This is a genomic window from Brevundimonas sp. P7753 (assembly GCF_013386595.1).
Lineage (GTDB): Bacteria > Pseudomonadota > Alphaproteobacteria > Caulobacterales > Caulobacteraceae > Brevundimonas > Brevundimonas bullata.
In genome coordinates, this window is the sequence record NZ_JACARP010000042.1 from 39,644 (window position 1) to 58,838 (window position 19,195).

A 19,195-nucleotide genomic window follows, 5' to 3' on the forward strand; every position below is an offset into this window, starting at 1 on the left:
TTTCTTGGTTGCGTTTCCTCTTCTGTGAGGGGCGGCCTCAGCGGGCTCCAGAACGCATGGCGCATGAGGGACCTGGCGGTTCGATCGCGGGCCGGTCGTCTAAGCGTAGCCGTTGGGCGCGACTTGATGTAATCGGGAGCCTCGGCCCTGCGATCGACGCGGAGATCGATCTCTAGAGAGTGATGAATGCAGGGTTGGACGGATCAGGCGGAGCTAATCCAGACAGCCGCCGGCCTGTCTTCCGACGACACCCTCAAGGCCATGTTTCCCCAGGTCTCGCACCTGATCGACGGACAGCTGGAGTTCGTGCCGGTTCAGACGGGTCTGTTCTGCTCGGTCAACGATTTCAGGACCCGCGGGCCGGGAGGCGACCGGATGGTGCTGCGCAACTGCGTGGCGATCCAGATCGTCAAGACGGCGAGCGTCCATCTGAATCTGCCGGGCCACGCCCGCTATCGCCATTCCGGCGCCCGCATCACCCTGACCACCTATCCGAAGGAAGTCCGCCAGGTCCGGGGCTACGACGCGGGCACGCATGTTCAGTACATCGGCGCCTGGGCGGACCCGCAGTTGCTGATCGACGGCTTTGGCGTTCAGGTCGACGGTCTGGGCGAGCCGCTGAGGAGCTTTTTCCGGGGCGAAGCCGACGCCCCGGCCTCCGTCAGCATGGCCCTTCCATCTCGGCTATGGGCGACGCTGGACGACATCTTCGGCTCCCCGCACACGGGCGTGCTGCGCAAGACCTATCTACAGGCCAAGATGATTGAAATGGTCTGCGAGGTGGTCAGCGCCCTGAACCGTCCGACCGAACCGGCGTTGCGACCCGAAGGCTCCCTTTTCACCTACAGGGAGCTGAAGCAGATTGAGGCTGCGGCCGCTATCTACATAAAGGAACTCGGCGCGCCCCCTTCCGTCGCCGAGCTGGCGATGCGGGTGGGGCTGAACCGCAACAAGCTGACGTCGGGCTTTCAGGACGTCTTCAAATGCTCGCCGCACAAATACTCCAAAGACGTTCGCATGGACTGGGCCCACCGTCTTCTTCAAGGCGGAGCAGTAGGCGTGGCGCAGGTGGCGGAAAAGGTCGGCTATACTTCGGCCTCAGCCTTTAGCCGTGCCTATAGCGAGCATTTCGGCTTTCCGCCTTCGCGCGCCGACCGTCCGGGCTAGGCGCGCTTCTGGATTGTAGCGCCCCTCAGAGCGGCGGCAGCGAAGTCACAGCCGCACGAAAGGCTGCATCAGGCGGCCTAGCCATCCGTCGAGCTCGATCTGGCCATCCAGGGCGACGACGCAGAGGCAGGGCTCATCCGACACCACGCGCGGCTGGTGCAGCACCTCGGGATCGGCCTCTTCCAGATCGCCCACATCGAACCGCTCGGTCTCGGTAGCGTAGGCGCCGGACAGCACGCAGGTCAGCTCGACCCCGCCATGGGTGTGGCGCGGCGTTTCGCGCCCTGGGCCGATTTCCAGCAGGATGACCCGGCAGTCGCCGTCGCGCGGCGCGTGGACGTCGCGCACCCGCATCCCTGGTCCGATCCAGCGCCACGGACCGAGCGCGTAGCGCCGCAGCGGTTCCGGCAGCTCGGGCATGTTGTTGAGCGGCGGCTGGGACTTCACCTCGCCGGCATCGGTCTCGATCCGCGCCATCGCCCGCATCAGGGCGTCGTCCGCCATCGAGGCCGGCGCAGCTTCGTCGAGGAACTCGCCTCCCACGGTTTGCAACTGGCGCACCCAGGCGTCATTGGCGGGACGCAGGGCCAGATGGGCCGCGACGACCACAGCCTCGGGCGGGCTGAGATTGCCTGCGGCATAGGCGAGCAGGCGTTCTTCGGAGGGATTGCCTCTGGAGGAATGGAGACGCGCGTTCATCGGGCGGCCTCCTCGGAGGGTTCGAGGATCAGGCGTAGTTTGATCATGGCGTTACGGATGCGGGATTTGACGGTGCCCAGCGGCAGGTCGAGCTGACGGGCGATTTCGGAATGGGGGCTGTCCATGAAGAAGGCGAGGCGCAGCACCTCGACCTGATCCGGCTTGAGTTGTGACAGGGCGTCGCGAACCCGTGCAGCGTCCTGGGACAGGGCCACAATGTCGTCGGGCCGCTCGACAGTCTGTTCCGCCAGTTCGATTTCAGGAACGGGCAGGGGCCGGGCGTCGCGACGCAGCATGTCGAGGCGACGGTTGCGCGCGATGGTGAAAATCCAGGTGGCGGCTCGCGCCTTGCGCGCGTCGAACAGGTCGGCCTTGCGCCAGACCGTCAGCATGGCGTCCTGGGCGAAGTCCTCGGCTGCGCCGGGCGTCGCGCCCGACTTGATCAGCCAGGCCTTCAGCCGGGGCGCGAAATAGCTGAACAGCTCGGCGAAGGCCTCGCGGTCGCGGTGCAGGGCCACGGCCTCGATCAGGCGATCATGGACGAAGGGGTCGGGCTGAACCGCGTCCAGGCTCATGCCGGCCGACCGCCTTGCAGGGGATGTGAAAGAGGAAGCCTCGACATGCATGAACCCTAGTACGCTGCGCGCAAATGTCTGGATCATTCGCAATCCGAAACCCGCTCGGGAGCGTAGTCCTTCCATGCCTATCCTTGTGCAGACGGGCGTGTTCTGGAGTCGTAATGTCCTATTCGCCCGCCGACAATCTCAAGATCGCCGTGATCGGTTCGGGCATCGCCGCCCTGTCGTCGGCCTGGCTGTTGGCGCAGCGTCATCGGGTGACGATCTATGAGAAGGCCGAGCGTCTGGGCGGCCACTCCAATACGGTGACGGCGGGCGTGGCGTCGGGCGATGTCGCGGTGGATACGGGCTTCATCTGCTTCAACGACGCCACCTATCCCAATCTGATCGCCCTGTTCGCGCATCTGGGGGTCCAGACCCGCGCGACCGACATGTCCTTCGCCGTGTCTCTGGACGACGGTCGGTTCGAGTACGCCGCGCCCGGCCTCTTCGCCCAGCGCCGCAACCTCCTTCGTCCGCGTTTCTGGTCGATGCTGAGTGAGATCATGCGTTTCTATCGAACCGCGCCGATCGACCTGGGCGGGCTGACGGACCCCAACCTGACGCTGGGGGACTATCTGAAGCGCGAGGGCTTCAGCGAGGCCTTCCGTGACGACCACCTGCTGCCGATGGCGGCGGCGATCTGGTCCTCGCCGGCCCATACGCTGATGGACTATCCCGCCGAGGCCTTCATCCGCTTCTGCGGCAACCACGGCCTGTTGAAACTGATCGGGCGCCCTTTGTGGCGCACCGTCGAGGGCGGCAGCCGCGTCTATGTCGAGCGTCTGGCGAAAGAGATCGGCGACGTGCGTCTGAACCATGGGGTGACGGCGGTGCGTCGCACGGATCAGGGCGTCATGGTTCATGACAGCGAGGGCGGGGTCGAGCGCTTTGACCATGTGGTCATCGGCGCCCATGCCGATCAGGCCCTGGCCATGCTGGCCGAACCGACCGCGCGAGAGAAGGAGGTTCTGGGCGCCTTCCATTACAGCCGCAACCTGACGGTCCTTCACACGGACGCCGGCCTGATGCCGCAACGTCGTCGCGCCTGGGCCAGTTGGAACTATATCGGCGCCGATGACGGCCTGTGCGTCACCTATTGGATGAACAAGCTCCAAGGCCTGCCGGGCCAGGATCTGTTCGTCACCCTGAACCCGCCGCGTCCGCCAAAGCCCGACACCATCCTGCGCAGCGAACTGTACGAGCACCCCATCTTCAATCCCGCCGCCATTCAGGCGCAGAAGCAGTTGTGGAGCCTGCAAGGCCAGGGCGGGGTCTGGTTCTGCGGCGCCCATTTCGGTGCAGGCTTCCACGAGGACGGTCTGCAATCCGGCCTCGCCGTGGCCGAGCAACTGGGCGGCGTGCGCCGTCCCTGGACGGTGGAGAACGAGAGCGGCCGCATCCATCTGTCCGCCCCGACCGCCGACGCCATGGAGAAGGCTGCGTGACCCAGGCCTCGGCCCTCTATCGCGGCCAGGTCATGCACCGACGGCTGCGGCCCAAGGCGCACCGCTTGAACTATCGGGTCTTCTGGCTGCTGCTGGATCTGGACGAGATCGAGGGGCTGGATCGTCGGCTGCGTCTGTTCTCGCGCAATCGCTTCAACCTTCTGTCCTTTCACGACAGGGACCATGGCGACGGCTCGTGTCTGGCCTTGCGTTCGCAGATAGAGGCCCTGCTGGCGCGCGCCGACATCGACATCGGTGACGGGCCGATCCGTCTGCTGACCATGCCGAGGGTCCTGGGCTACGTCTTCAATCCGATCAGCCTCTATTATTGCCATCAGGCCGACGGACGGCTGGCGGCCATGATCTATGAGGTGACGAGCACCTTCGGCGTGCGCCACGCCTATGTCATCCCCGTGCCGACCGAGGATCAGACGGCGGGTCTGATCCGCCAGGGCGCGGCCAAGGCCCTCTATGTTTCGCCCTTCATGGGCATGGAGATGGATTATGCGTTTCGCGGCCATGCGCCGGGTCAACGTCTGGATCTGACCATCAACGGCATCGACGCCGAAGGCTTGCTGATCACGGCGGCCCTGTCCGCCGAGCGTCGCCCGCTGGAGGATGGCGACCTTCTGGCCGCCGCCGCCGCCTTGCCCCTCATGACCTTGAAGGTGGTGGCCGCGATCCATTGGGAGGCGCTGAAGCTGTGGATCAAGGGCGTGCGTCTGACGCGCCAGCCGCTTCCGGCGTCGGAGCCCTTCACGATCCAGCATCGCGCGCGGGAGAGCCGCCTTGGTCGATGACAGCGCGCGTCCGGTCATTCTGTGGTTCCGCCGCGACCTGAGACTGGAAGACAACCCCGCCCTGAACGCCGCCGCAGCGACGGGGCGGCCCATTTTGCCGCTCTTCATCCTGGACGAGATGGGGGAGGGGCGTGCGCTCGGCGCCGCGTCCGCGTGGTGGCTGGACAAGTCGCTGCGGGCGTTGGACGCCGCGCTGCGAACGCGCGGCGCACGGCTCGTTCTGCGCCGGGGCGACTCCGAGGCCGAACTGCGCCGTCTGATTGATCAGACCGGCGCCGATCAGGTCTTCATGAACCGTCGGTTCGAGCCTGACGCCTTCACGCGCGACGTCGATATCGCCCATGCCCTGCGCCACGACGGGGTCGAGTGTCATGGCTTCAACGCCGCCCTGCTGAGGCGCCCGGGCTCGGTCGTGACCGGCGCGGAAAAGCCCTACAAGGTGTTCACGCCCTTCATGAAGGCGTTGCTGCAGGCGATGCCGGACCGGGCCCCCGCGCCCGCGCCCCAAGCCGTATTCACGCCTTCAGACCCGGCCAGCGACGACATCGACGACTGGGGTCTGCATCCGACCGCCCCTGACTGGTCCGGGGGCTTCGACTGGTCGCCGGGCGAGGCCGGCGCGGCCTCTGCGCTGGCCGCCTTTCTGGAAAACGGCCTGAAAGACTATGCCGCCGGTCGTGACGTTCCGGGGCGACAGGGCACGTCGCGTCTGTCGCCGCATCTGCATTGGGGCGAGATCAGCCCCCGACGCGCGGTGCAGGCTGCGCGTCAGGCGGCGGCGCAGGGGCGCGTCGCCCCCGCTCAGGCGGACAAGTTCGTCGCCGAGATCGGCTGGCGCGAGTTCTCGGCTCATCTGCTGCACCAGTTTCCCTACATCACCGACCGCGCCTTCCGGCCCGAGTTCGACGCCATGCCCTGGAGGGCCGATCCCGTCGCCTTGGCGGCCTGGAAGCAGGGACGGACGGGCTATCCCCTGGTGGACGCCGGCATGCGCGAGCTGTGGGCGACCGGCTGGATGCACAACCGCGTGCGAATGGTGGTCGCCTCCTTCCTGGTCAAGCATCTGCTGATCGACTGGCGCGAGGGCGAGGCCTGGTTCTGGGACACGCTGGTGGACGGGGATCTGGCCAGCAATGTGCAGAATTGGCAGTGGGTCGCGGGCTCCGGGGCCGACGCCGCGCCCTATTTCCGCATCTTCAATCCCGTCATCCAGGGGCAGAAGTTCGACGCCGACGGTCGCTATGTCCGGCGCTGGGTTCCCGAGCTTCGGGCGCTCTCGGACCGTTGGATTCACGCCCCCTGGACCGCGCCGGCCGCCGTCCTGGCCGAGGCCCGCGTCCGGTTGGGCCAGACCTATCCTCGGCCCATCGTCGATCACGCCGAGGCGCGTCAGCGGGCTCTGGACGCCTTGAAAACCCTGGCCGGCCGCTCGCAGGATGAAGAGCCGCAATGAACCTTTTCCCCAACAGAGACCTCTGCAAGCCATGACCACGACCTTCTACGGAGCCCGAGAAGCAGGACCGTCGTCGGCCGTATTCGGGCTGTTGCTGCGCCTGCTGTCCTCCAACTGGACCTGGGGGCGGCTGACGCTGGTGCTGCCCGACGGCTCCAGCCGCCAACTGAGCGGCAAGGAGCCCGGCCATGCGGCGGTGATGAACATCCGCAGCTACAACTTCGCCGCGCGCGTGCTGAAGGGCGGCGATATCGGTTTCGCCGAGGCCTATATGGCGGGCGAGTGGGACTCGCCCCAGCTGGCGGTTCTGCTGGAGACCCTGGTCAACAACTACGACCACATTCGCCGCCTGTTCGACGGCAATCGGGTGGTGAACGCGATCAACTGGCTGGGACATCGGCTGAACCGGAACAGCCGTCGGGGATCTCGCCGCAACATCCACGCCCACTACGACCTGGGCAACGCCTTCTATGCGTCGTGGCTGGACCCCTCGATGACCTATTCGTCCGCACGTTTCGAGCGACCGGGGCTGTCGTTGCAAGAGGCGCAGCGCGCCAAGTACGCGTCTCTGGCGCGGATGATGGACCTGCAGCCGGGCCACAGCGTGCTGGAGATCGGCTGCGGCTGGGGCGGCTTCGCCGAGTTCGCCGCCCGCGAAGTCGGGGCCGTTGTGACCGGCGTCACCATCTCGCGAGAGCAGCACGATTATGCGCGTCGCCGCCTGTTCGAGGCGGGTCTGGCCGAGCGTGCCGATATTCGCCTGATCGACTATCGCGACGTGGAGGGCCGGTTCGACCGCGTGGCGTCCATCGAGATGTTCGAGGCGGTGGGGCGCGAATACTGGCCGACCTACTTCGACAAGGTTCATGAGGTGCTTGCGCCCGGAGGGCGCGCGGGCCTGCAGATCATCACCATCCAGGACGACTTGTTCGACGAGTATGACGCCCGAACCGACTTCATCCAGAAGTACGTCTTCCCCGGCGGCAGCCTGCCGTCCGAGGCCAGGATGGCGCCGGTGCTGGATCGCGCGGGCCTGAGCGTGGCGGGCGTCGAACGGTTCGGCGTCGACTACGCCGACACCCTGGCGGAATGGGCGCGGCGCTTCGAGGCCGCCTGGGCGGACATTGTTCGCAATGGCGCGGGGTTCGATGATCGGTTCCGCCGCCTCTGGCGCTTCTACCTGGCCTATTGCGAGGCGGGTTTCCGCTCGGGTCGGACCGATGTGATTCAGATGGCGCTGGAACGCCCCTAGGTCTCATGCCTTTGCAATGACCACGGGGTCTTTCTTTTGGATGCGCGCATGAACCTGAGACGTACTTCCTTGATGCTTGCGGCTGGGGCGATCTGCGCCGTGGCCCTGTCCGCCTGCGCCACCCTGCAGCGGGGCCCCGTCGGCAATCCGGCTGTTCCCCAGCCGTCGAAGACGGTCGATCTGAACCGCTATGCAGGCCTCTGGTACGAGATCGGCCGCTACGAGAACGGCTTCGAGCGGGGATGCGAGGCCGTGACGGCGGAATACTCGCGGCGCGACGACGGTCTCGTCGGCGTGCTGAACACCTGTCGTCAGGGCGGCGTCGACGGCCCGGTGAAGACGGTCGAGGGCAAGGCCAAGGTGGTCGCCGACAGCGGCGACGCCCGGCTGAAGGTCTCCTTCTTCGGGCCTTTCTACGTGGGCGATTACTGGGTTCTGGACCATGCCGACGACTATGCCTGGTCGATCGTCGGTGAACCTTCGGGCCGGTATCTCTGGCTCATGAGCCGGACGGCGAATCCGTCCGATGCGGTCCGCGCCACCATCATGAACCGGACGGCGGCCCTCGGCTACGATCTCAGCCTGGTGCGGGAAACCCAGCACCGGCCCTAGATCTGATCGGCCTGGCGGCGCGTAAGTTCGTATTGAAGAGGGAGAGACGACTATGGCTGGCAGGATAATCCGCGGTCTGGGCGCGGCGGCTTTGGCGATGGCCGCGGGCGCCTGCGCCAGCGGAAGCGCGCCGTCGAACTCGGGCTTCCTGACCACTTACGAGGGGCTGACGCCGCGAACGGACGTGGTGCGAGCCTCTGTCCAGCAGCGGCGCGACGAGGCCCTGGCCTCGACCATCACCCGCTTGTGGGTGGCGCCTACCGAGGTCTTCGGCGTTACGGACCCCGTCTTGTCGGACGACGACCGGCGAGCGGTCCTGAGCGAGGTGGACCGACAGGTCTGCTATGAACTGAGCGAACGTTTCGAGATCGCCGAACAGCCTGAGCCTCAGGCCGGCACGGTCCGGGTGGGCGTCACCTATATCCGTCCCACGCACCAGGCGGGTTCCGCGGCGGCGGCCGTCGCCAACTTCTTCATCCCCGGTCCGATCAAGGTGCGGGCCCCCGGCGGCACGGGCGGCCTGGGTGCGGAAGCGGAGCTCCTGACGCCGGACGGCCGCCAGGCCGCCGCCATCGTCTGGCGGCGAGACGCCATGGTGGTGGGAACGGATAAGCCGTCGCTGTCGCGTATCGGCGACGCCCACCAGTTGGCCGAGCCCCTGGGCGACATGGTGGGGGACGCTCTTGCGCCGGATGATCGCGAAGTACGGCCCATCCCCAGTCCTGACCCCTGTGAGCGGTTCGGCCCCCGCGTGCGGGTCGAAGGGATATTGGCGGGCTTTGCGACAGGCTTGTACGAACCAGGCTTGAGCGGAGGACGCCCCCCGGCGGATCAGGAGGTGGACCCTGTCGACTGATCCGTCGCGACGACCGGGCCCCGCCTTCTACTGACAGTTAGAGACCCGATTTCGCGGGCGGATGTGTCAGGCGTTTTAGATCGTCGCCTGTCGTTCGATGGTCTTGGCCAGGCTCCATTTGTGGACCTCCGTCGGGCCGTCGTAGATGCGGAAGGCGCGGACCTCGCGGAAGATCTGTTCGACCACGGTGTCGCCCGAGACGCCGGTCCCGCCCATGATCTGGACGCAGCGGTCGGCGACGCCGAACAGGGCCTCGGACACGGCGACCTTGGTCATCGAGCTTTCGGTTGTGCCCAGGGCGCCGGTGTCCAGCACGCCGGCGCACCAGTCGATCATCAGCTCGGCCTGTTTCAGCGCGATCAGGTTGTCGGCCAGCATGAAGCCGACGCCCTCGTGGTCGATCAGCGGCTTGCCGAAGGCGTGGCGTTTGACGGCGTAGGCGGCGGCGATCTCGTGCGCGCGGCGGCAGGCGCCGAGCCAGCGCATGCAGTGGCTGAGACGGGCCGGGCTGAGACGGACCTGAGCGTATTTGAAGCCCTGATGCGCGGCGCCGAGGATCTGGTCGCCGGGCACGCGCAGGTCTTCGAGGGCGATGATCGAGTGGCCGCCGGGCATGGAGGAATCGATCGTCTCCATCACCCGCTCGACCCGCACGGCGGGGTCGGGCAGGTCGACCAAGAACATGGTGGCCGCGACCTTGCCGTCGCCCGAGTCCGTGCGGGCCATGACGATGCCGACCGCGGCGCCGACCGCGCCGGTGATGAAGGCCTTGCGGCCGTTGATGCGCCAGCCGTCGCCGTCCGGCACGGCGGTGGTCTTCAGCATGGAGGGGTCGGCGCCGGCGCCGTCGTCCTCGGCGGGTTCGGTCATGAAGAAGGCGGAGCGCGCCTGACCGCTGACCAGGGGGTCGAGGAAGCGGCGCTTCTGAGCCTCGCTGGCGACCTGGCCCAGCAGGTACATATTGCCCTCGTCCGGGGCCATGACGTTGAGGGCGACGGGGCCTAGCGGCGACAGGCCCGACGCCTGAAGCACCAGGGCCGTCGCGCGCTGCGACAGGTGCGATCCGTCGACCCCGATGTGCGGCGTCATCAGCCCTGCGGCGCGCGCCCTGGCCCGCAGTTCGACGACCAGGTCGTCGGTTGGCCCGTGCGACGTGGCGCGCGGGTCCTTCTCATAGGGAATGACGACATCGCGCACGAAGCGTTCGACGCGCGCGGCGATGGCCTGGCCCTGGTCGAGGTCGTTGCGGTTCATGATGTCGTCTCCGTCTGGGCCCAGGCCAGGGCGGCGAGGGCGGGCAGGTTGTCGGCCATGGTTTGGGCGTGGGCGGAGGCGGCTGTGCCGCGCGCGATCCGGCCCTTGATGCCGTGGAAGATGGCCGCCAGCCGGAACATGTTGAAGGCCATGTAGAAGCGCAGTTCGTGCGATCTGGGCGGCGCGCGACCCATTCGCTCGCAATAGGCGGCCAGGTAGTCGGCTTCGCTGGGAATCCCGAGGGCCGTCAGGTCGGCGCCGGCAAAGCCGCCGATCATGGATGGCGGCAGGCGGTACATCATCAGGTGATAGGTGAAGTCGCCCATGGGATGGCCCAGGGTCGACAACTCCCAGTCCAGCACGGCCCGCACCTCGGCGCTGTCGGGGGCGAAGATGAGGTTGTCGGCGCGGAAATCGCCGTGAACCACGCATGCGGCGCCGTCGTCCTCGGGCATGTTCTCGGGCAGCCAGGCGACCAGCCGGTCCATGTTGGGATCGCGCCCCGCCAGGTCGTCTTCCTGATACTGCCGGGACCATCGCTGGATCTGGCGCGCGAAGAAGGCGCCGGGGCGGCCGTAATCTTCCAGGCCGAGGGCCTGGATGTCGAGGCTGTGCAGGCGGGCGATGGTGGCGTTCAGGGCGTCGAAATGCGCGGCGCGCTGATCCGGCGTCAGATCGGGCAGGGTGGGGGTCCAGAAGATGCGGCCCTCGACCATCTCCATCACCATGAAGGTCGAGCCGATGACGGCCTCGTCCTCGCACAGGATCAGGGGGGCGGGGACGGGAAAGCCGGCGGCGTACAGGGCCGAGATCACGCGATGCTCGCGCTCGACCGCATGGGCGCCTTTCAGGACGGGACCGCCCGGCTTGCGGCGCAGGACGTAGGACTTGCCCGGCGTGTCGAGGCGATAGGTCGGGTTGGACTGGCCGCCGTTGAACTGGCGGATGTCGAGGGGGCTCACCTCCGGCGCGTGCTGGCGCAGCCAGGCCGTCAGGCGCACGACCGGCAGCTCGTGCCCCGCCCGCACGGGGCCGGACCCCTCGAAGGTGATGGTCTGGGACATGGTGGAAACCTCGCTGAACGGGTGATCACACGCCCGGCTCAGCCGCGCCGATCTATGACTTGCGTAAATAGACCAAAAAGGCGAGGGTTCGTCCAGAGCCAGGAGATGAGCCATGCAGATCGAGCGGTTGTCGCCCATCGTCGCGACCCTGAAACCCAGCAATCACCCCTACCTCAGCGGGCCGTGGACGCCGCAGCATGAGGAGGTCAACGCGGTTGATCTGGAGGTGATCGAGGGGGCGATCCCGGCGGACATCGACGGCGTCTATATCCGCAACACCGAGAACCAGATCCATACGCCCCTGGGCCGTCACCATCCCTTCGACGGCGACGGGATGCTGCATCAGATCAGCTTCCGCAACGGCAAGGCCGACTATCGCAACCGCTTCGTGCGCAGCCGCTGTTTCCAGGCGGAGCAGCAGGCGGGCGAGAGCCTGTGGGGCGGGATGATGGATGGCCCGGAAGTGTCGAAGCGCCCCGGCTTCGGCGCCCATGGCGGCATCAAGGATTCGGCCAGCACCGACGTGGTGGTCCATGCGGGCAAGGCGCTGGCGACCTTCTATCAGTGCGGCGAGGCCTATCAGCTGGACCCGACCTCGCTGGAGGATCAGGGCGTCGCGCCCTGGGCGCCGCTGGACGGGGTCTCGGCCCATGCGCGGGTGGACGAGCGGACCGGCGAGCTGCTGTTCTTCAACTACTCGAAGCACGCGCCCTATATGTATTACGGCGTGGTCGGCCCGGACGGGCGGCGCACCCACTACACGCCCGTTCCCTTGCCGGGCGCGCGTCTGCCGCACGACATGATCTTCAGCGAAAACTACACCATCCTGAACGATTTCCCGCTGTTCTGGGACGAGAAGGCGTTGAAGGCGGGCTATCACGCCGTGCGCTATCGCCCCGACGTGCCGTCACGCTTCGCCGTCATTCCCCGCTATGGCGAGGCCAAGGACATTCGCTGGTTCGAGGCGGCGCCGACCTATGTGCTGCACTTCCTCAACGCCTATGAGGAGGGCGACGAGATCGTCATGGACGGCTATTTCCAGGAAAAGCCGATGCCGGACCCGCTGGGCGATCTGCCTGAGATCTACGCCGAGCACGCCCACATGATGGCCTTCGTCGACGAGAACAGCTTCCGCCCGAAACTGCACCGCTGGCGCTTCAATCTGGCCGACGGGACGACCAAGGAAGAGCGGCTGGACGACCGGCTGGTCGAGTTCGGGACCATCAATCAGCAGTACGCCGGCCAGCCCTATCGCTATGCTTACAGCACCACGACCAAGCCGGGCTGGTTCCTGTTCAACGGCTTCATCAAGCACGACCTGAAGACCGGGGAATCCTGGACCGTGACCCTGCCCGACGGGCGCTACGCCAGCGAGGCGCCGTTCGCGCCGCGCATCGGGGCGACGGACGAGGACGACGGCTATCTGGTCAGCTTCATCATCGATGAGAACGCGGGCCGGTCGGAGTGCATCCTGATCGACTGCAAGCGGTTCGAGGACGGCCCCGTCTGCCGCATCGCCCTGCCGCACAAGATCAGTTCCGGCACCCACGCCTGCTGGGCCGACCGCCGCTTCCTGACCGCCGAGGCGGGCGCCGCCGACGCGGCTTGACCCAGCGTCGTTCTGCGTCTCATCTTGCTTTTATTAGCAGACCGTCTTGAGGCGGCGACCGGGAGGGTTTCATGGACGCATCGGATCAGATGTCGGAGCAGTGGCGCACCGCAGGCTTTCGCGACGCCGGGCTGATGCCCGTCGACCTGGACGTGCGGCGCGAGCCGGACGGGGCGATGGTGATGCGCTCGCGCGTGGCTCTGGCCGAGCATGACTGGAACCTGCCGCGGGCCTTTGCCGGGGTGGCGGCGCGCCGGGGGGCGGAGACGGCCCTGGCGCGGCGCGATCCGGCCCAGGGCGGGGTCTGGTCCACGCTGGACTACGCCGGTCTGAAGCGCCGCATGGACGCCGTGACCCAGTGGCTGCTGGATCATCCGCAGCATACGGGCGGGCCGCTGATGCTGATGGGCGCCAACAGTCCGGCCATGGCCGCCTTCCTGTTCGGCGCCATGGCGGCGGGCGTGCCGACCGCGCCGGTCAGCGCCCATTACGCCCTGCTGGGCGGCGATCTGGGGCGGTTGAACCATGTCATCCGCAGTCTGAAGCCGTCGATCCTGCTGGTGGAGGACGCGCGCATGGTCGCGGGCGCGATCGACGCCCTGGACCTGGGCGACGCCATCGTCATCACCGCCACGCCCGAGGCCCTGACCCGCCCCAGCCTGCCTCTGTCCGAGGTCATGGCGACACGGCCTGGCCCAGATGTCGCCGCGAGCATCGAGGGGTTGCAGCCTGATCAGGTCGCCCAGTTCATGATGACCTCGGGCTCGACCGGCCTGCCCAAGGTCGTGCCGCTGAGCCTGAAATCGGTCGCCGCCAACACGGCCCAGGCCGCCCAGGTGATCGGCGAAGGCTATGCCTGGTCGGGGCAGATGCTGGGCTGGATGCCGTGGAACCATGTGGCGGGGGCGGCGGTGCTGCGCGCCGTTCTGCTGGCGGGCGGCGCCTTCTACATCGACGACGGCAAGCCCATGCCGGGCCTGTTCGAGGAGTCGATCCGCAACCTGCGCGAGCTGCCGGTGCGCTACTACGTCAACGTCCCCACCGGCTACGCCATGCTGGCCGATGCGCTGGAGGCGGACGCTGAGCTGCGCCGGACCTTCTTTTCGGACCTGCGGGTCATGGTCTTCGGCGGCGCGGCCCTGAGCCAGTCGGTCAGCGACCGGATACAGGCCATGGCGGTGAAGGAGACCGGCCATCGCATCATGCTGACCTCGGCCTATGGCGCGACCGAGACCACGGCGGGCTTCATGGTGGTGCATCAGTACACCGACCGCCTGGGGCTGGGCTTGCCGGTGCCGGGCGTCGAGGTGAAGCTGGTCCCGCATGACGCCGACAAGTTCGAGGTGCGGGTGCGCGGCCCCAACGTCATGGCCGGCTATCACGACGACGCGGCGCGGACCGCCGAGGCGTTTGACGCGGACGGCTATTACCGCATGGGCGACCTGGCGACCCTAGCCGACCGTGACGATCCGGCCCAGGGCGTTTTCTTCGCCGGGCGGCTGGCGGACCAGTTCAAGCTGTCGACCGGCTCCTGGGTGTTCGGGGCGCAGATGCGCGAAGCCGCCTTGCAGGCCCTGGCGCCTTTGGCTGCCGAGGTGGTGCTGTGCGACGACAACCGACCGTGGCTGGGCGTTCTGGCCTGGCCCTCGCCCGCCGGGATCAAGGCGGCGCTGGATATGGAGGTCGTCGAGGCCCTGACCTCGGGCGCCCTGGCGCAGGCGGCGAAGGAACGACTGGCCGCGCACAACGCCTCGGCCCACGGCGCCAGCGGCCGCATCGCCCGGCTGGCCTTCCTGACCACGCCGCCCGATCCGAACGCCCACGAGGTGTCGGACAAGGCCACGATCAACCGCCGCGCCGTCATCGACAACCGCAAGGCCCAGGTCGACGCCCTCTACGCCGAGCCGCCGGGGCCGGGCGTGGTCGTCGCCTGAAGCAGAGAGAATATCCGATGGTCTATATCCTGGGCGGCTGGCAGTCCGACTTCAAACGCAACTGGGCCCGCGAGGGGCTGGAGATCGGCGACGGTTTCGCCGAGGCCCTGCACGGCGGCCTCGACGCCGTAGGCATGGCGCCGGGCGAGATCGAGGTCGGCCATGTCGGCAACTTCGTCGGCGACCTGTTCTCGGGCCAGGGGCAGTTGGGCGGCTTCTTCGCCATGGCCGCGCCGGCCTTCGACGGTCTGCCGACGTCGCGGCACGAAGCGGCCTGCGCCTCTGGCAGCATCGCCCTGCTGGCGGCGATGGCGGACATCGAGTCCGGTCGTTATGGAACCGCCGCTGTCCTGGGGCTGGAGATGATGCGCAATGTGCCGGGCGAGACGGGCGCGGCCTATCTGGGGGCCGCCGCCTGGGTCGGGCATGAGTATCAGGGCGCACGCTACGTCTGGCCGCGCGCCTTCTCGGAACTGACCGACGAATACGACCGTCGCTATGGGATCGACGAGGCCTACCTGCGCCGCATCTCCCAGATCAATTTCTCCAATGCCAAGCTGAACCCGAACGCCCAGACGCGGGATTATGTCTTCAACGACGCCAGCTTCGCAGCCGACGACGAGGCCAATCCGGTCATCGAGGGGCGGGTGCGCAAGAGCGACTGCGGCCAAGTGACGGACGGGGCGGCCATGATTGTCCTGGCCTCGGCCGAGCGGGCGGCGGACTACGCGCGGCGGCGCGGCGTGCCGCTGGAATCCCTGCCGCGCATCAAGGGCTGGGGCCATCGGTCGGGACCGATCAGTTATGCCCGCAAGGTCGAGGCCAGCGCCGGGGGCGACTACGTCTTCCCGCAGGTCAAACGCGCCATCGATGAGGCGCGGGCGCGGGCGGGTCTGTCGCTGGACGGGATCGACGCGGTGGAGACGCACGACTGCTTCGCCATGACCGAATACATGGCCATCGACCATCTGGGCCTGACCGCGCCGGGCGAGAGCTGGAAGGCCATCGAGGCGGGGGATATCGAGATCGGCGGACGCCTGCCGATCAACCCGTCGGGCGGGCTGATCGGCTGCGGCCATCCGGTCGGAGCGACCGGGGTGCGGATGGCGCTGGACGCCTTCCGCCAGACGACGGGGACGGCGGGCGGCGGTCAGGTCGAGGGGGCGCGTAACGTCCAGACTCTGAACATCGGCGGCTCGACCACCACGACCGTCAGCCTGGTGATCGGCCGCGACTAAGGCCTCAGGCCTCGGGGCGGCTCAGCCGTCCTGAGGCCGGACGCGGATGGCGATGGCGGCGGAGCCGTGGGCGATGGTCAGGCCCTCGGGCGTCGAGACCGTCACCTCGGCCACCACCTTGCGCGGGTCGGCGTAGACTGCGCGGCCCTCGGCGATCAGCCGTCCGCAGCCAATGGGGGCCGCGTTGAGGAAGCGCATCGACAGGTCGGTGGACAGCAGGAACTCGCCCGGTTTCAGCAGGGTCATGGCCGCCCCGCCGCCGACGATGTCGACCAGGGCCGCCGTCACCCCGCCATGGACCAGACCGACGAAGTTGGAGTGGCCGGGGTCGATGTCGCACTCGACCCGCATGAAGCCCTCAGCCGCCTCGACCGGACGGGCGGCCAGGCGGTTGACGAAACCGCCCGGCCAGACCGTCTCGATCCAGCGGCGCGCCAGCTCCAGCCCGCTCTGCGCCGGGTCGAGGGCGAAGGCGGGCGGCTGGATCATCTGGGGCGACGCGGTCATGCCGCGGCGCTCCGGGGCGCGGTCAGGCCGGCGAAGCGGGTGGCGGCGGCGCGGTATTCGGCCTCCAACCGGTCCACCACGACGGCGGTCGGCTCGACGGCGCCGACCTTTTGCAGGCCCTGACCGGCGGCCCAGATGTCGCGCCAGCGCTTGTGCGCGGCGTCGCCGGAATAGTCGCGGGTGATGGGACCGCCCAGCGCGTCCGGGTCCATGCCCGCCGCGCGCAGGCTGGGCTTCAACCACGATGCGGGCGTGCCTGTGATGGCCGAGGAGACGATCAGGTCATCCGGCCCGCAGTCCACGATCATCTGCTTGTAGGGGTCCTGCGCCCGGCTCTCGGCGGCGGCCAGGAAGCGGGTGCCCATATAGACCATGTCGGCCCCCGCCGCGATCGCACCCGCCACGCCCGCGCCGTCGGCGATGCCGCCGCCGATGGTCAGCCAGCCGTCAAAGAACTCGCGCACCGCCGAGACGAAGGCGAAGGGCGACAGGTGGCCGGTGTGGCCGCCCGCGCCGGCGCTGATGCAGGCCAGGCCGTCCACGCCCGCGTCCGCCGCCTTCTTGGCCAGGGCCATGTTGACCACGTCGGCGAAGACCAGGCCGCCATAGGCCTTGACCGTCTCCATGACCGGCTTGGGCGAGCCCAGGGCGGTGATGACGATGGGCGGCTTGTACTGGGCCACCAGGGCCAGATCCTCGGCCAGACGGGCGTTGGTCGAATGGGTGATCAGGTTGGCGACCCAGGGACCGTCGCCGGGCGACAGGGCGTCGGTGATCTGGCCCATCCAGGCGTCGAGGTCGGCGACCGTGCGGCAGTTGGGGGTCGGAAAGGCGCCGCCGATCCCGGCCTTGCAGGCGGCGATGACCAGTTCCGGCCCGCTGACCAGAAACATGGGCGCCGCGATCACGGGCAGGCGCATCGGGTGGGGGAAGGCGGTGGTCATGCGGATTTCAGGTGTCCGGATTGGTCGCCCAGGGACTGGCGCAGTTCGCGCTTCAGCACCTTGCCGACGGGGTTGCGCGGCAGGACGGCGATGACCTCTAGCCGTTCGATCTGCTTGTAGACGGCCACGTGCTTGTCGCCGGTCAGGAAGCGGTTGATGTCGCCCAAGTCGGCGCTCTGACCGGGCTTGAAGACGACGAAGGCGCACAGGCGCTCGCCCAGGTTCGGGTCGGGCGCGCCGACCACGGCGGCGTCGGCCACGGCCGGATGGCCGATCAGATGGCCCTCGATCTCCTCGGACGAGATGTTCATCCCGCCGCGAATGATGACGTCCTTGAGACGCCCGACGAAGCGATAGAACTGCAGCCGGTCGCCGGCCAGTTCGAACAGGTCGCCGGTGCGGAACCAGCCGTCGCCGTCAAAGGCGCGGGCGTTGATCTCGGGCGCCCGCCAATAGCCGGAGAAGACCGTGGCGCCCTTGACCCGCAGCTCGCCGGGAAGGCCCGGCTCGGTGATCTCCTGCTCGGTCTCGGGATCGACCAGACGGGTGAAGATGCGGTCGTGCAGCAGGGCCTTCCATTCAAAGCCGTCGCCCAGGCGCGGGAACAGGACGGCGCGTTCGGCGGCGTCGGGCACGTCCTTCTGGGCGCTGGGGAAGGAGGCGCCTTCGTTGGAGCCGAAATAGTTGACGATCTGGACGCCGTATTTCTCGTGGAAGGTGCGGACCATCCATTCCGACAGGGGCGCCGAGCCCGAGCCGATGGCGCGCAGCCGACCGAAGTCCACGCCCTCCAACAGGGCCTCGTTCTGAAGCAGCAGGTTCAGGATGGCGGGCGGGGCGACGGTGTAGTCGATCTTCTCGTCGCGGACCTGTTGCAGGAAGATCTGCAGGTCGAACGGCTGATGCTGCACCAGCACCCCGCCCAGCAGCAGCCAGGAGACGAAACTGGTCGAGATGCCCGCCATGTTCACCATGGGGAAGGGGTTCAGCAGGACCGCGCCGGGTTGCAAGTCGGCGGCGTCGGTGACGCCGGCGCCCATGATGATCCATTCGTTGTGGCTGCGCGGCACGCCCTTGGGCTCGGCCTCGGTGCCCGAGGTCCAGCAGATGGTGACGATGTCGTCGGCGCAGATGTTCGCCGCACGGGCGGCGGCGCGACCGGCCTCGATCTCGGCCTCATCCAGCCCAGCGGCGCGGGCGTCGAGGTCGATGGTTCCGTCGGGCGCATGGCCGCCGACCACCAGAACGGTCTTCAGGGCGGCGGCGCCCGTCTGGACCGCCAGCATCATCTCGGCGTGGGCGTGCTTGCCGATGCGGGCGGCGGTGACGACGGCCTTGGCGTCGGTCTTGCGGAGGATATAGGCCAGTTCATGCTCGCGGTACTGGACCGGAGCGGGGGTGACGATGGCGCCAAGCCGGATGCAGGCCAGATAGATCAGGCCCAGTTCGATGACGTTGGGCAGTTGCACCGCCACCACGTCGTCACGGCCGACCCCGGTCGCGTGCAGGACAGCGACATAGCGCGCCACCCTGTCCTCGACCTCGGCCCAGGTCAGGCGGGCCGGGGCGCCGCCCATGATGGCCTCGCGGTTGATCGGATCGACCACGGATTCGACGTCGGGCATGGCGGCGACGTGGCGGCGGAACAGGTCGTCCAGCGTCTCCTCGCCCCACCAGCCCCTGGCCTTGAAATCGCGGATGCGCTCCTCCGGCACGACGATCATGTCGGTCTTCTCCCTGG

Annotated in this window: 17 protein-coding genes; 10 read left to right on the forward strand and 7 right to left on the reverse strand. The window is 67.9% G+C overall.

Features of this window, described 5'->3' with window-relative positions; genetic code table 11:
* The first annotated feature begins 186 nt into the window (after positions 1-186).
* Positions 187-1,167 carry an AraC family transcriptional regulator gene (locus HX774_RS09340; RefSeq protein WP_178826243.1) on the forward strand — a complete coding sequence of 327 codons (981 nt, stop codon included), beginning with the start codon at positions 187-189 and terminating at the stop codon, positions 1,165-1,167.
* 45 nt (positions 1,168-1,212) lie between these two features.
* On the opposite strand, the gene HX774_RS09345 is transcribed toward HX774_RS09340, so the two are convergent.
* Positions 1,213-1,866, reverse strand: coding sequence for a ChrR family anti-sigma-E factor (locus tag HX774_RS09345; RefSeq protein WP_178826245.1), 654 nt, complete (start codon positions 1,864-1,866; stop codon positions 1,213-1,215).
* A complete protein-coding gene (locus HX774_RS09350) occupies positions 1,863-2,441 on the reverse strand; it encodes a sigma-70 family RNA polymerase sigma factor (RefSeq protein ID WP_255500303.1) in 579 nt (192 codons plus the stop codon). The genes HX774_RS09345 and HX774_RS09350 overlap by 4 nt, the downstream gene beginning before the upstream one ends.
* Positions 2,442-2,605: 164 nt before the next feature.
* Between HX774_RS09350 and HX774_RS09355 the strand changes: the two genes are divergently transcribed.
* The 6 genes from HX774_RS09355 to HX774_RS09380 are packed head-to-tail and all read left to right on the forward strand — an operon-like array spanning position 2,606 to position 8,904.
* Complete coding sequence (locus tag HX774_RS09355) at positions 2,606-3,931, forward strand: NAD(P)/FAD-dependent oxidoreductase (protein WP_178826247.1); 1,326 nt, start codon at positions 2,606-2,608, stop codon at positions 3,929-3,931.
* The gene (locus tag HX774_RS09360) at positions 3,928-4,731 is read left to right on the forward strand and encodes a DUF1365 family protein (protein WP_178826249.1); all 804 of its coding nucleotides are present in this window, start codon (positions 3,928-3,930) and stop codon (positions 4,729-4,731) included. Before HX774_RS09355 ends, HX774_RS09360 begins: the two co-directional genes overlap by 4 nt.
* A complete protein-coding gene (locus tag HX774_RS09365) occupies positions 4,721-6,184 on the forward strand; it encodes a deoxyribodipyrimidine photo-lyase (RefSeq protein ID WP_178826251.1) in 1,464 nt (487 codons plus the stop codon). Before HX774_RS09360 ends, HX774_RS09365 begins: the two co-directional genes overlap by 11 nt.
* A gap of 31 nt (positions 6,185-6,215) precedes the next feature.
* On the forward strand, positions 6,216-7,436 hold the full coding sequence (locus HX774_RS09370; RefSeq protein ID WP_178826253.1) for a cyclopropane-fatty-acyl-phospholipid synthase family protein: 1,221 nt from the start codon (positions 6,216-6,218) through the stop codon (positions 7,434-7,436).
* Positions 7,437-7,484: 48 nt separating this feature from the next.
* The gene (locus tag HX774_RS09375; protein ID WP_178826255.1) at positions 7,485-8,048 is read left to right on the forward strand and encodes a lipocalin family protein; all 564 of its coding nucleotides are present in this window, start codon (positions 7,485-7,487) and stop codon (positions 8,046-8,048) included.
* 52 nt (positions 8,049-8,100) lie between these two features.
* Positions 8,101-8,904 (forward strand): DUF3313 family protein, encoded by an 804-nt coding sequence (locus HX774_RS09380; RefSeq protein WP_178826256.1) that lies wholly within the window; start codon positions 8,101-8,103, stop codon positions 8,902-8,904.
* Between the two features lie 75 nt (positions 8,905-8,979).
* Here HX774_RS09380 and HX774_RS09385 read toward each other — a convergent pair whose 3' ends face one another.
* Positions 8,980-10,158 (reverse strand): acyl-CoA dehydrogenase family protein, encoded by a 1,179-nt coding sequence (locus tag HX774_RS09385; RefSeq protein ID WP_178826258.1) that lies wholly within the window; start codon positions 10,156-10,158, stop codon positions 8,980-8,982.
* On the reverse strand, positions 10,155-11,222 hold the full coding sequence (locus tag HX774_RS09390) for a phosphotransferase family protein (RefSeq protein WP_178826260.1): 1,068 nt from the start codon (positions 11,220-11,222) through the stop codon (positions 10,155-10,157). The genes HX774_RS09385 and HX774_RS09390 overlap by 4 nt, the downstream gene beginning before the upstream one ends.
* Positions 11,223-11,334: 112 nt before the next feature.
* On the opposite strand from HX774_RS09390, the gene HX774_RS09395 reads away from it, so the two are divergent.
* From HX774_RS09395 to HX774_RS09405, 3 genes are all read left to right on the forward strand, one after another.
* Entirely contained in the window at positions 11,335-12,831 is a 1,497-nt protein-coding gene (locus tag HX774_RS09395) for a carotenoid oxygenase family protein (protein WP_178826262.1), read from the forward strand.
* Positions 12,832-12,902: 71 nt separating this feature from the next.
* Positions 12,903-14,765, forward strand: a complete 1,863-nt coding sequence (locus HX774_RS09400) for an AMP-binding protein (protein WP_178826264.1) — start codon at positions 12,903-12,905, stop codon at positions 14,763-14,765.
* A gap of 17 nt (positions 14,766-14,782) precedes the next feature.
* The gene (locus HX774_RS09405; RefSeq protein WP_178826266.1) at positions 14,783-16,003 is read left to right on the forward strand and encodes an acetyl-CoA acetyltransferase; all 1,221 of its coding nucleotides are present in this window, start codon (positions 14,783-14,785) and stop codon (positions 16,001-16,003) included.
* A 21-nt stretch (positions 16,004-16,024) separates the two neighbouring features.
* Here the strand turns inward: HX774_RS09405 and HX774_RS09410 are convergent, their stop codons facing one another.
* The 3 genes from HX774_RS09410 to HX774_RS09420 are packed head-to-tail and all read right to left on the reverse strand — an operon-like array spanning position 16,025 to position 19,178.
* The gene (locus tag HX774_RS09410; protein ID WP_178826268.1) at positions 16,025-16,510 is read right to left on the reverse strand and encodes a PaaI family thioesterase; all 486 of its coding nucleotides are present in this window, start codon (positions 16,508-16,510) and stop codon (positions 16,025-16,027) included.
* On the reverse strand, positions 16,507-17,454 hold the full coding sequence (locus HX774_RS09415) for a nitronate monooxygenase family protein (RefSeq protein ID WP_178826270.1): 948 nt from the start codon (positions 17,452-17,454) through the stop codon (positions 16,507-16,509). The genes HX774_RS09410 and HX774_RS09415 overlap by 4 nt, the downstream gene beginning before the upstream one ends.
* Positions 17,451-19,178 carry a class I adenylate-forming enzyme family protein gene (locus HX774_RS09420; protein WP_178826272.1) on the reverse strand — a complete coding sequence of 576 codons (1,728 nt, stop codon included), beginning with the start codon at positions 19,176-19,178 and terminating at the stop codon, positions 17,451-17,453. The genes HX774_RS09415 and HX774_RS09420 overlap by 4 nt, the downstream gene beginning before the upstream one ends.
* Positions 19,179-19,195 lie beyond the last annotated feature (17 nt).